We start from the raw sequence: 12,413 nt of genomic DNA on the forward strand, positions 1-12,413 counted from the left end.
CATCCTGTCCCTGGTGTTCCGGGTGTTTCCGGCAGTTCCCGTTGTACCGGCCGAGCCGCGGGAAACCGCTGAACCGCGTCCGGCGGCCCAGTCGCGAGCTCAGTCGCGGCGGTTGTTCTTGCTGTTCGGGTCCTTGGCCGCCTTGTCGACCGCGGCCTGGGCCCGCTTCAGCCATTCCGCCGGCTGGATGCGCTTGGCCATCAGCTCATTGGACGCGTTCTGGATCTCCACATCCATCTCGCTGTACCAGTTCGGGTAGAGGTAGTTGAAGGTGTTGTCGCCCGCGGCCTTCACCGCGTCCACGGCCGCCTTGGTGCCCGGCCGCAGTTGCACGCCGGCGTCGACGCCGTCCTTGACGATGGTCAGCGAGTTCGCCTGCTGGGCGAAGATCGTCGACCACTCCTTGGAGAGCATGGAGCGCAGGAACTCCTGCCCCGCGGCCTTGTTCTTCGCCTTCTCCGGGACGATGAACGGCTCGCCCGCCCCGGCCCGGATCGCCTCGAAGGGCAGCGCGCTGCCGGGCAGCAGCGGCATCGGCAGGAACTTCATGTCGAAGTCGTCCGGCGTGGTCTTGAGCTGCTCGTTCTCCAGCCAGGAGCCGCAGGTGACGAAGGCGGCCTTGTACTGGTTCCAGCGGGTCTGCGACTCGGTGTGCGTCAGGCCGTTGGTGCCGGGCATGAGATAGCCCTTCTCGACGACCTCGTAGATCGCCTCGACGGACTGCTTGGCGGCGTCGCTGCCGACGAAGGCCTTCGGATCGAGGTTGTCGATCGCCTTCATGGCGTCCAGACCGCCGAGCTTGGCGATCAGGTCCATGATGGCGACGTTGATGTAGTACGGGAACTTGCCCTGGTGGGCGAGGCCGCCGATGCCGGCGTCCTTGGCGGCCTTGCAGACGGCGAGGAACTCGTCCCAGGTCTTGGGCGGCGTCCAGCCCTTGTCCTTGAAGAGTTTGCCCGAGTACCACAGGCCCCAGACGGTGTAGACGTAGTTGAGCGACACGATCTTGCCGCCCTGCAGCCCCTGATCCGCGGTGCCGGGGATCAGGGTGTCCCGGACCTTCTTGGTGGGGTCGTCGAGGGAGGGGGCGTCCAGCACCGGGGCCAGATCGCTGAGCTGACCGCTCTTGAACAGCACATCCAGCTTGATCTGCTGTGCGCCGGAGTTGTCCACGACGTCCGGGGGGTTGCCCGCGTTGAACCGCGGCTGGAGCTTTCCGGTGATCTCCTGGGTGCCCAGATGGGAGGAGGTCGTGCCCCACTTCTTGTCGAACGCGGTTTCCCACGCCTTGGCGTAGTCGTCGCCGTATCCGCCCTTGAAGACGACTACCTCGACCTTGCTCCCCTCGGCCACACCGAAGGGGTTGTCCTTGGAGACCTTGCCCTTGGTCTGGCTGCCGCCTTCGCCACCGCCGCCGCCGGAGGCGCACGCGGACAGGAAACTCATGGTCGGCACGGTGATCAGGCCGAGCGCGGCGGAGCGCTTGATCAGATCGCGGCGGCCGAGGCCCCCTCGGTTCGGGGCCTCGTCGGTGCTGGTGGAGCCCTCATTGCTGTGGGCGGAGGTGGATCCCATGCTCAAGTCCTCGCCTTCTCCAGGACTCAGGCGGTGTACCGGTCGCCCGTCACATCTCGCCTCAGGCGAAGGGCCCCGCCACCGCGGTCAGTTGCTGTGCATCCCTGAGGGAAACTCAGTGAAGCCGGTGTTGCGCACACGGATAGAACTGGAACGTGTGGAGCTGGAAGGTATGGAACAGCCTTGCGGACGCCGACAGGTATAGTCCACTTCCCGCCGTCCGAGCAAGATCGAAAGCAACTTTGGGCGGCAGTCTTTCCCGAGTTGAGACCTCGTGAACAGATGCCCCGTACAGGCAACCCGGCGGTTCCGGCAGGTTTTGCGGAACGGGTGATTCCGGGCGATCGACAGGCTCAACACCCTTGACACCGTACGGCACTTGCCTCCCTACTAGAGCCTGCGCATCGCGCCTGACAACGTTGTCCGAGATTGCCTCCCCAGGAGGAAAGACCGGAATGCATATGACTCCAACGGCCCATTCGGTCACCCTGACGGTGGCCGCGTCTCTTCTGGCGTTGACGGCCCAGTCGGCCGCAGTCGCCCTGCCGTTGCCGACTCAGGCGGCGCCTGCCGCCCGGCACTCCACCCCCGCCGCGTCCTTCGTCTCGTCGTTCGAGGACGGCGACCCGCAGCCGGACTGGCTGCATGCCGTGGAGACCGGGCCGGACGGCCGGCAGCGGGTGTCCGGCGTCGACGGCGGATTCGCCGCGGGGATTCCGGGCAATGTCACCGACCGGGTGGTCCGGCTGCGCGCCAGCGGTGAGAACACCGGGGCGGGCGAGACCAAGGAGAATCTCGTCGACCTCCAGCCCAGCACCAAATGGCTGACATTCGCCCCCACCGCCTGGATCGAGTTCGACACCGACGAACCCATCGAAGTCGCCAGATATGCGCTGACCTCCGCCAATGACTTCGCCGGTCGCGACCCCGCGGACTGGACGCTGAAGGGCTCCGCCGACGGCAAGCAGTGGACCGTCCTCGACACCCGCAAGGGCGAGTCGTTCGCCAAGCGCTTCGAGACCAAGACGTACGACGTCGCCGCCGGGACGGCGGAGCCGACGCCGTACGCCCACTACCGGCTGGAGATCGCCCGCAACAACGGCGCACCCGACATCACCCAGCTCGCGGATGTCCAGTTCTCCGACGGCGACGACAGCACCCCGACGCCTCCGTCGATGCGCAGTCATGTGGACGGCGGCCCCGCAGGCTCCCCCACCGCCAAGGCTCGTGCCGGTTTCACCGGAAAGCGGGCACTGCGCTACGCCGGTTCGCACAACCCGGACGGCCGGGCCTACTCGTACAACAAGATCTTCGACGTCGACACACTCGTCCGGCGGGACACCGCGCTGTCGTACCGGGTCTTCCCCTCCATGCCGGAGACGGATCTGAACTACCCGGCCACCCATGTCGCCGTGGACCTGGCCTTCACCGACGGCTCCTATCTCAGCGAGCTGAAGGCGGCCGACTCCCATGGCGGGCGGCTGACCCCGCAGGGCCAGGGCGCGGCCAAGAGGCTCTACGCCAACCAGTGGAACCATGTGGCGTCGCGGATCGGCGAGGTCGCCGCGGGCAAGAGGGTCGACCGGATTCTGGTGGCGTACGACTCCCCCGGGGGCCCGGCGAAGTTCCAGGGCTGGATCGACGACATCACCCTGGCGCCCGAACCGCCCGAGCGGCCGCTCGCCCATCTGTCCGACTATGTGTCCACGGTCCGCGGCACCAACTCGAGCGGCTCGTACTCGCGCGGCAACACCTTTCCCGCGACCGCCGTCCCGCACGGCTTCAACTTCTGGACCCCGGTGACCAACGCCGGCTCCCGGAGCTGGCTGTACGAGTACGCGCGCGCCAACAACGCCGACAATCTGCCCACCCTCCAGGCGCTGAGCGCCAGCCATGAACCCAGCCCCTGGATGGGCGACCGGCAGACGTTCCAGCTGATGCCGTCCGCGGCGGCCGGCGTCCCGGACACCTCCCGCACGGCGCGCGCCCTGCCCTTCCGCCACGACAACGAGACCGCGCGCCCGCACTACTACGGCGTGACGTTCGAGAACGGGCTGAAGGCCGAGATCGCACCGGCCGACCACGCGGCGGTGATGCGCTTCCGCTACCCCGGCGACGACGCGAGCGTGATCTTCGACAACGTCACGGCCGAGGGCGGGCTGAGCCTGGACGCGGACTCCCGCTCCTTCACCGGGTACTCGGACGTCAAGAGCGGACTGTCGACCGGCGCGACCCGGATGTTCGTCTACGGCGTCTTCGACGCACCGGTGCTCGACGCCGCCTCCGAGGGGGTCACGGGCCGCTTCCGCTTCGACGCGGGCCCGGACCGCACGGTGACGCTGCGGCTGGCCACCTCGCTGATCAGCGTCGAGCAGGCCAAGCGGAACCTGTCATACGAGATCCCGCACACGATGCGCTTCGAGCAGGTCATGCGCAGGGCGCAGGGGCAGTGGGACCGGATTCTGGGGCGGGTGCGGGTCGAGGGGGCCACCCGCGACCAGCTCACCACGCTCTACTCGGGCCTCTACCGGCTCTACCTCTACCCCAATTCCGGCTTCGAGAACGCCGGAACACCGCACCGCCCGCGCCACCGCTACGCGAGCCCCTTCTCCCCCGCGGAGGGGCCCGACACCCCGACGCACACCGGTGCGAAGATCGTCGAGGGGAAGGTCTATGTGAACAACGGCTTCTGGGACACCTATCGGACGACCTGGCCCGCGTACTCCTTCCTGACCCCTCGCAAGGCGGGTGAGCTGGTGGACGGCTTCGTCCAGCAGTACAAGGACGGCGGCTGGATCTCCCGCTGGTCCTCCCCCGGCTACGCCGACCTGATGACCGGCACCAGCTCCGACGTCGCCTTCGCCGACGCCTATGTGAAGGGTCTGCGCTTTGACGCGGAAGCCGCGTACGAGGCGGCGCTGAAGAACGCGACGGTCGTGCCCCCGTCCTCGGGAGTGGGCCGCAAGGGCATGGAGACCTCGCCGTTCCTCGGCTACGCCTCGACCCGGACCCATGAGGGTCTGTCCTGGTCGCTGGAGGGCTGTCTCAACGACTACGGCCTGGCGAAGATGGGCGAGGCCCTCTACGAGAAGACGGGGAAGGCCCGCTACAAGGAGGAGTCGGCGTACTTCCTCAACCGGGCGCGGAACTATGTGACGCTGTTCGACTCCGAAGCCGGGTTCTTCCAGGGCCGCGGCCCGGACGGCGCCTGGCGGGTGCCCGGCGACGCGTACGACCCCCGGGTGTGGGGCTACGACTACACCGAGACCAACGGCTGGGGCTATGCCTTCACCGCACCCCAGGACTCACGCGGTCTGGCCAATCTGTACGGAGGCCGGGCGGGGCTCGGGCAGAAGCTGGACGCGTACTTCTCCACCCCGGAGACGGCGTCGCCGGAGTTCGTCGGCTCGTACGGCTCGGTGATCCACGAGATGACGGAGGCGCGGGATGTCCGGATGGGCATGTACGGACACTCCAACCAGGTCGCGCACCATGCCGCGTACATGTACAACGCCGCCGCGCAGCCCTGGAAGACCCAGGAGAAGGTCCGGGAGGTGCTCTCCCGTCTCTACGTCGGCAGTGAGATCGGGCAGGGGTACCACGGCGACGAGGACAACGGAGAGCAGTCGGCCTGGTATCTCTTCAGCGCGCTGGGCTTCTATCCGCTGGTGATGGGCAGCGGGGAGTACGCGATCGGCTCGCCGCTCTTCACCAAGGCGACGGTGCGGATGGACAACGGCCGCACGCTGGTGGTCAGGGCCCCGCGGAACAGCGCGGAGAACGTCTATGTGCAGGGGGTTCGGCTGAACGGCAAGCGGTGGACGTCCACCGCGCTGCCGCACCGGCTGCTGGCGCGCGGCGGGGTGCTGGAGTTCGAGATGGGGCCGCGGCCGTCGGCGTGGGGAACGGGGCCGGACGCCGCGCCGGTGTCCATCACGACGGATGACGCGGCGCCGTCGCCGCGTGCGGACGTCCTGCGGCGGTCGGGCCCGCTGGCCGACGACTCGTCGGCGACGACCGCGGAGTTCACAGAGGCGGATCTGCCTCTGCGCGAGGACGCCGCCGGGAAGCCGGTCGTCCAGTACACCCTGACCTCGTCAGCGGCGGCGCAGGCGCCCTCCGGCTGGACGCTGCAGGGCTCGCTGGACGGCACGGCCTGGAAGACCCTGGACCGGCGCTCGGGCGAGTCGTTCGCCTGGGACCGGCAGACCCGCGCCTTCACCGTCGCCCGGCCGGGCCCCTACACGCGGTACCGCCTGGTCCCGGCGGGCCCGGGCGCGACACTCGCGGAGGTGGAGCTGCTCTCGTAGGGGCGTTGCAGGGAACGTCCGGCAGCCGCTAATCACTCTGGCTGCCGCGACGTCCCTAGGGCCGACGGATCCGGCCGCCGGCTCCCGCCCTTGTGCTGAACACGGCGTCGGGCGCGCGTACGGCGAGGGCCGCACCCCGGTGTGACGGGGTGCGGCCCTTTGTGCGGCGCGTGCGGGACGCGCTCAGCTGCGGATCAGGTTGCGCAGCACGTACTGCATGATGCCGCCGTTGCGGTAGTAGTCGGCCTCACCCGGGGTGTCGATGCGGACGACCGCGTCGAACTCACGACGTACGTTGTCGGCCTCGCCGGGGGCCGTGTCGGCGGTGACCCTGACGGTGCGCGGGGTGGCGCCGCCGTTCAGTTCGGTCACGCCCGCGATGGAGAAGGTCTCCTCGCCGGTCAGGCCCAGGGACTCGGCCGACCCGCCCTCCGGGAACTGGAGCGGGAGGACGCCCATGCCGATGAGGTTGGAGCGGTGGATGCGCTCGTAGGACTCGGCGATGACGGCCTTGACTCCGAGCAGCGCGGTGCCCTTGGCCGCCCAGTCGCGGGACGAGCCGGAGCCGTACTCCTTGCCGGCCAGGACGACCAGCGGGATGCCCTGGTCGATGTAGTTGCGGGAGGCGTCGTAGATGAACGAGACCGGGGCGTCGGGCTGTGTGAAGTCGCGGGTGTAGCCGCCCTCCGTGCCCGGCGCGATCTGGTTGCGCAGGCGGATGTTGGCGAAGGTGCCGCGGATCATGACCTCGTGGTTGCCGCGGCGCGAGCCGTAGCTGTTGAAGTCGCGGCGGGCGACGCCGTGCTCGGTGAGGTACTGGCCGGCCGGGGTGTCGGCCTTGATGGCTCCGGCCGGGGAGATGTGGTCGGTGGTGACCGAGTCGCCCAGCTTGGCCAGCACACGGGCGCCGGCGATGTCCTCGACCGGGGCGGGCTCCATCGTCATGCCCTCGAAGTACGGGGGCTTGCGCACATAGGTCGACTCGGCGTCCCACTCGAAGGTGTTGCCGGTCGGGATCGGCAGGGCCTGCCACTGGGCGTCGCCGGCGAAGACGTCGGAGTAGGACTTGGCGAACATGTCCTCGCCGATGGCGTTGGCGACGACGTCGTTGACCTCGGCCTCGGTCGGCCAGATGTCCTTGAGGCGGACCGGGTTGCCGTCCTGGTCGATGCCCAGGGCGTCCTTGGTGATGTCCACCTTCATGGAGCCGGCCAGGGCGTAGGCGACCACCAGCGGCGGGGACGCCAGGTAGTTCATCTTGACGTCGGGGTTGATCCGACCCTCGAAGTTGCGGTTGCCGGACAGCACCGAGGTGACGGCCAGGTCGTGGTCGTTGACGGCCTTGGAGACCTCCTCCGGCAGCGGGCCGGAGTTGCCGATGCAGGTGGTGCAGCCGTAGCCGACGAGGTTGAAGCCGACCTTGTCGAGGTACGGGGTCAGGCCCGCCTTGTCGAAGTAGTCGGTGACGACCTTGGAACCCGGGGCGAGGGTGGTCTTCACCCACGGCTTGCGGGTGAGGCCCTTCTCGACCGCCTTCTTCGCCACCAGCGCGGCGGCGACCATGACGTACGGGTTCGAGGTGTTGGTGCAGGAAGTGATCGCGGCGACCGTGACGGCGCCGTGGTCGATCTCGTATGTGCTGCCGTCGGGGGCGGTGACCAGGGTCGGGCGGGTCGGCACGCCGTCGTGCTCGGCCGGGGCGTCGGAGGCCGGGAAGGACTCCTTGCCCGCCTCGTCGACGTCGTCGACGTAGTTGCGCACGTCCTGCGCGAACTGCTGCGCGGCCTCGGCCAGGACGATGCGGTCCTGCGGACGCTTCGGGCCGGCGATCGACGGCACGACGGTGGAGAGGTCGAGCTCCAGCTTCTCGGAGAAGTCGGGCTCGGCCGCCGGGTCGAGCCACAGGCCCTGCTCCTTGGCGTACGCCTCGACCAGGGCGACCTGCTGCTCGGAGCGGCCGGTCAGACGCAGGTAGTTCAGGGTCTCGCCGTCGATCGGGAAGATCGCGGCGGTGGAGCCGAACTCCGGCGACATATTGCCGATGGTGGCGCGGTTGGCGAGCGAGGTGGCGGCGACGCCCTCGCCGTAGAACTCGACGAACTTGCCCACGACGCCGTGCTTGCGCAGCATCTCGGTGATGGTGAGCACCAGGTCGGTGGCGGTGGTGCCGGGCTGCAGCTCACCGGTGAGCTTGAAGCCGACGACGCGCGGGATGAGCATGGAGACCGGCTGGCCGAGCATCGCGGCCTCGGCCTCGATGCCGCCGACGCCCCAGCCGAGGACGCCGAGGCCGTTGACCATCGTCGTGTGCGAGTCGGTGCCGACGAGAGTGTCGGGGTAGGCCTGGCCGCCGCGGACCATGACCGTGCGGGCCAGGTGCTCGATGTTGACCTGGTGAACGATGCCGGTGCCGGGCGGGACGACCTTGAACTCGTCGAAGGCGGTCTGGCCCCAGCGCAGGAACTGGTAGCGCTCCCGGTTGCGGCCGTACTCCAGCTCCACGTTCTGCGCGAAGGCGTCGTTGCTGCCGAACTTGTCCGCGATGACGGAGTGGTCGATGACCAGCTCGGCCGGGGCCAGCGGGTTGATCTTCGCCGGGTCGCCGCCGAGCTCCTTGACGGCCTCACGCATGGTGGCGAGGTCCACGACACACGGGACACCGGTGAAGTCCTGCATGATCACGCGGGCGGGCGTGAACTGGATCTCCTGGCTGGGCTGCGCCTGGGAGTCCCAGCCGCCGAGCGCCCTGATGTGGTCGGCGGTGATGTTCGCACCGTCCTCGGTGCGCAGCAGGTTCTCCAGCAGCACCTTCAGGCTGTAAGGAAGGCGAGCGGAGCCCTCGACCTTGTCCAGCCTGAAGATCTCGTACGACTCGTCGCCCACGCGCAGCGTGCTGCGGGCGTCGAAGCTGTTCGCCGACACGACAGTCTCCTTCATCAATGTGCGCGTATCTCACCGCATCCTGCCGTCCGGGGGTCTTCACCCATCCGCTAAGGTGAGGCTAAGTTAGGTAACCCTTAGCAGACTCTTCCGAGGGTAGGTGGTGCGGCACGCCTTCGGCAGATATCTCGATGTCGAGATAACTCTAGTACATGACCGCCGTCCGGTCATGTCCGGGCACGCCCACGCCCTGTTGCGGCGCCGACTCGATCGCAATCGCGCAGGGGCGCGCGTACGGCTCTCACCGCGAGGGCGCCGCCGCTGACGCACGACTTCCCGTTCTGGCCGCTGCTCGCCGCAGCGGGAGCGGCAGAGAACACAGGACTTCCGACGGGAGTGGCGACCGTGCCGGGCGCGTCATTCGCGGGCGGTTCCGCGCTTTCCGCCCGGTACGGACACCGACGGCGGAGCGAGCTGAATCCGCTCGCCCCCCGCCGCCGGCGCGCCGGCCGTCGGCTGAACGGGACCCGTACGGCGGCGCTCTCGTTGCCGCCCGGGCGACGGGAACCGAGCATCAAAGGCATGTTCAACGGCGCGCATGTGATCCTCTACACGCACGACGCCGAAGCCGACCGGGCGTTCATCAGGGACAAACTGGGCTTCGCGCATGTCGAGGCCGGTCACGGCTGGCTGATTTTCAAACTGCCGCCCGCGGAGCTCGCCGTACACCCGACCGGTGACGCTCCGCAGCATGAGCTGTTTCTCATGTGCGACGACCTGGAGCACACACTCGCCCGGCTGGCCGAGCACGACGTCGAGGTCTCCCAGTCGCCAACGGACCGCGGCTGGGGTCTTCTCGCGGCGGTCCGCCTGCCCAGCGGAGCCGAACTCCCGCTGTATGAGCCGCATCACCCGGTAGCCCATGGGCTGTCACCCTGATGGCCTACCCCCGCGCGATCACATCTCATATCTGAGATAGCCTGCCGCCATGGCAGATGACTACCTCGTACGCATCGGCAAGCTCATCCGTGACGCCCGTCAGCATCGAGGCTGGACACAGACGCAGCTCGCCGAAGCACTCGGCACCAGCCAGAGCGCCGTCAACCGCATCGAGCGCGGCAATCAGAACATCAGCCTTGAGATGATCGCCCGAATCGGTGAGGCACTTGACAGCGAGATCGTTTCGCTCGGCTATGCCGGCCCCATGCATCTGCGCGTCGTCGGCGGACGCCGGCTCTCCGGCTCGATCGACGTCAAAACGAGCAAGAACGCCTGTGTCGCGCTGCTCTGCGGCTCGCTGCTGAACAAGGGACGCACCGTGCTGCGCCGCGTCGCCCGCATCGAGGAGGTCTACCGGCTGCTGGAGGTGCTCAACTCCATCGGGGTGCGCACACGCTGGATCAACGACGGCGTGGACCTGGAGATCGTGCCGCCGGCCGACCTCGACCTGGACGCGATGGACGCGGACGCGGCCCGCCGCACCCGGTCGATCATCATGTTCCTCGGCCCGCTGCTGCACCGCATGGACGCCTTCCGGCTGCCGTACGCGGGCGGCTGCGATCTGGGCACCCGCACCATCGAGCCGCATATGATCGCGCTGCGCCGCTTCGGGCTCGACATCACCGCGACCGAGGGTCTCTACCACGCCCAGGTGGACCGCTCGGTCACCCCCGGCCGCCCGATCGTGCTGACCGAACGCGGCGACACGGTGACCGAGAACGCGCTGCTGGCGGCCGCCCGCTACGACGGCGTCACCGTCATCCGCAACGCCTCCTCCAACTACATGGTCCAGGACCTGTGCTTCTTCCTGAAGGCGCTGGGAGTGGAGGTAGAGGGCGTCGGCACCACCACGCTCACCGTGCACGGTGTGCCCAACATCGACGCGGACGTGGACTACTCCCCCTCCGAGGACCCGGTCGAGGCGATGAGCCTGCTGGCCGCCGCGGTGGTCACCGAATCCGAGCTGACGATCCGTCGCGTTCCCATCGAGTTCCTCGAGATCGAGCTCGCGGTGCTGGAGGAGATGGGCCTTGACCACGACCGCTCCGCCGAATACCCCGCGGACAACGGCCACACCCGTCTGGCAGACCTGACCGTGCGCCCCTCCAAGCTGGAGGCGCCGATCGACAAGATCCACCCCATGCCCTTCCCGGGCCTCAACATCGACAATGTGCCCTTCTTCGCGGCCATCGCGGCCGTAGCCCAGGGTCAGAGCCTCATCCACGACTGGGTCTACGACAACCGCGCCATCTACCTCACCGACCTCAACCGTCTCGGCGGCCGTCTCCAACTCCTCGACCCCCACCGCGTCCTGGTCGAAGGCCCCACCCGCTGGCGCGCCGCCGAGATGATGTGCCCGCCGGCCCTGCGCCCCGCGGTGGTCGTCCTGCTCGCGATGATGGCGGCCGAAGGCACCTCCGTCCTGCGGAACGTCTATGTCATCAACCGCGGGTACGAGGAGCTGGCGGAGCGGCTCAACTCGGTGGGCGCGCAGATCGAGATCTTCCGCGACATCTGATCGACAAACGTCGCCGGCCGCCAACCGGCCCGCAGGCCCACCGGTTGGTCACGGCGGTCGGGTCTGCCCGCCGTCTTCGTCCTCGTCGCTCTGGGCCTCGGGCAGCGGCGGGCCGCCGACGTCCGGGGCGCTTCGCGACACCATCTCGGAGAGTCGTCTGACGGCTTCCTCGATCTCCGCCTGGGTCTGGTTCCGTTCGGCAATGGTCGCGGAGAGCAGCAGCGCCGTGAGCGCGGCGGCGCCGTTGAAAGCCTGCAGGGAGATCATGTCGGCGAGCAGGCTGTGACCGGCGAACGGACCTGTCTCGCGGGTGGCGGCGAGAACGGCGAAGGTGGACAGGGCCAGCGCGCAGGGTGCGGCTCCAGGTTGCTGGAAGCGGAAGGCAGCCCAGGTCAGCAGGGGAAAACCGAGGAAGAGCAGTGACGCGGGGGCGGTTTCGAGGAGAAGGAGACCGAAGGCGGCGGTGGCTGCGGCAAGCAGTGCTCCCTCTGCCCACCGGGATGGCGGGATGTGTTTCGGCCGCCGCGCCGAGCGGAGTACGAGCAGCACGGGCGTGACCAACAGGACGCCCATGGCATCGCCGGTCCACCAGACCCACCAGGTGGGCCAGAAGGTTTCGGTGGGCAGGGCTTGAGCCAGATGCAGCATGGTGCTGCCCACGGTCGCGCTGATGAGCATGCCGGTGAACCCTCCGAGGAAGACCAGCGCGAGTGCGTCCTGGAAGCGGTTCATCCTGATGCGGAACCCGGTGCGGCGAAGCAGTGCGTAGGAACACAGGGGCGCGAGTGTGTTGCCTGTCGCGATGGCCAGAACGACAGGGGCCGACGGCCCGAGGGGGAGGTTGACCAGAAGGGCGCCGAGCGCGATCCCGGGCCAGACCCGCGGGCCGATCAGGAGCAGGCCGGTCAGGGCGATGCCGGTCGGGGGCCACAGTGGCGTGACCTGGCCGCGCACGAGTTGCTGGAGCAGTCCCAGCTTGCCGGAGGCGTAGTAGAGCGCGGCGACGGCCACGATCTGCAGGGCCGCCGTGGCGCCGCGGCGGAGCGTGTCACGGCGCGCGACCGTCACCGGGGAGCCCTCCCCGTGGCGCTGCTCCGCTGTTCACCGTCCGCCGGCTCTGCCGGTTCCGC

Annotated in this window: 6 protein-coding genes; 3 read left to right on the forward strand and 3 right to left on the reverse strand. The window is 68.7% G+C overall.

The window, feature by feature from the left end:
- Positions 1-99 precede the first annotated feature (99 nt).
- Positions 100-1,575, reverse strand: coding sequence for an N-acetylglucosamine/diacetylchitobiose ABC transporter substrate-binding protein (gene ngcE, locus QCN29_RS20355; protein WP_279929817.1), 1,476 nt, complete (start codon positions 1,573-1,575; stop codon positions 100-102).
- A 455-nt stretch (positions 1,576-2,030) separates the two neighbouring features.
- Here ngcE and QCN29_RS20360 point away from each other — a divergent pair, with 455 nt between their 5' ends.
- Positions 2,031-5,885 carry a GH92 family glycosyl hydrolase gene (locus QCN29_RS20360; RefSeq protein ID WP_279929818.1) on the forward strand — a complete coding sequence of 1,285 codons (3,855 nt, stop codon included), beginning with the start codon at positions 2,031-2,033 and terminating at the stop codon, positions 5,883-5,885.
- Positions 5,886-6,068: 183 nt separating this feature from the next.
- Here QCN29_RS20360 and acnA read toward each other — a convergent pair whose 3' ends face one another.
- On the reverse strand, positions 6,069-8,807 hold the full coding sequence (gene acnA, locus QCN29_RS20365; protein WP_279929819.1) for an aconitate hydratase AcnA: 2,739 nt from the start codon (positions 8,805-8,807) through the stop codon (positions 6,069-6,071).
- 540 nt (positions 8,808-9,347) lie between these two features.
- Between acnA and QCN29_RS20370 the strand changes: the two genes are divergently transcribed.
- Both QCN29_RS20370 and QCN29_RS20375 read left to right on the forward strand, forming a co-directional pair.
- Positions 9,348-9,704 carry a VOC family protein gene (locus QCN29_RS20370; protein WP_279929821.1) on the forward strand — a complete coding sequence of 119 codons (357 nt, stop codon included), beginning with the start codon at positions 9,348-9,350 and terminating at the stop codon, positions 9,702-9,704.
- A gap of 49 nt (positions 9,705-9,753) precedes the next feature.
- Positions 9,754-11,283, forward strand: a complete 1,530-nt coding sequence (locus QCN29_RS20375; RefSeq protein WP_279929822.1) for a helix-turn-helix domain-containing protein — start codon at positions 9,754-9,756, stop codon at positions 11,281-11,283.
- A gap of 48 nt (positions 11,284-11,331) precedes the next feature.
- On the opposite strand, the gene QCN29_RS20380 is transcribed toward QCN29_RS20375, so the two are convergent.
- Entirely contained in the window at positions 11,332-12,351 is a 1,020-nt protein-coding gene (locus QCN29_RS20380; RefSeq protein ID WP_279929823.1) for an MASE1 domain-containing protein, read from the reverse strand.
- Positions 12,352-12,413 lie beyond the last annotated feature (62 nt).

The organism is Streptomyces chengmaiensis, assembly GCF_029846775.1.
Classification (GTDB): domain Bacteria; phylum Actinomycetota; class Actinomycetes; order Streptomycetales; family Streptomycetaceae; genus Streptomyces; species Streptomyces chengmaiensis.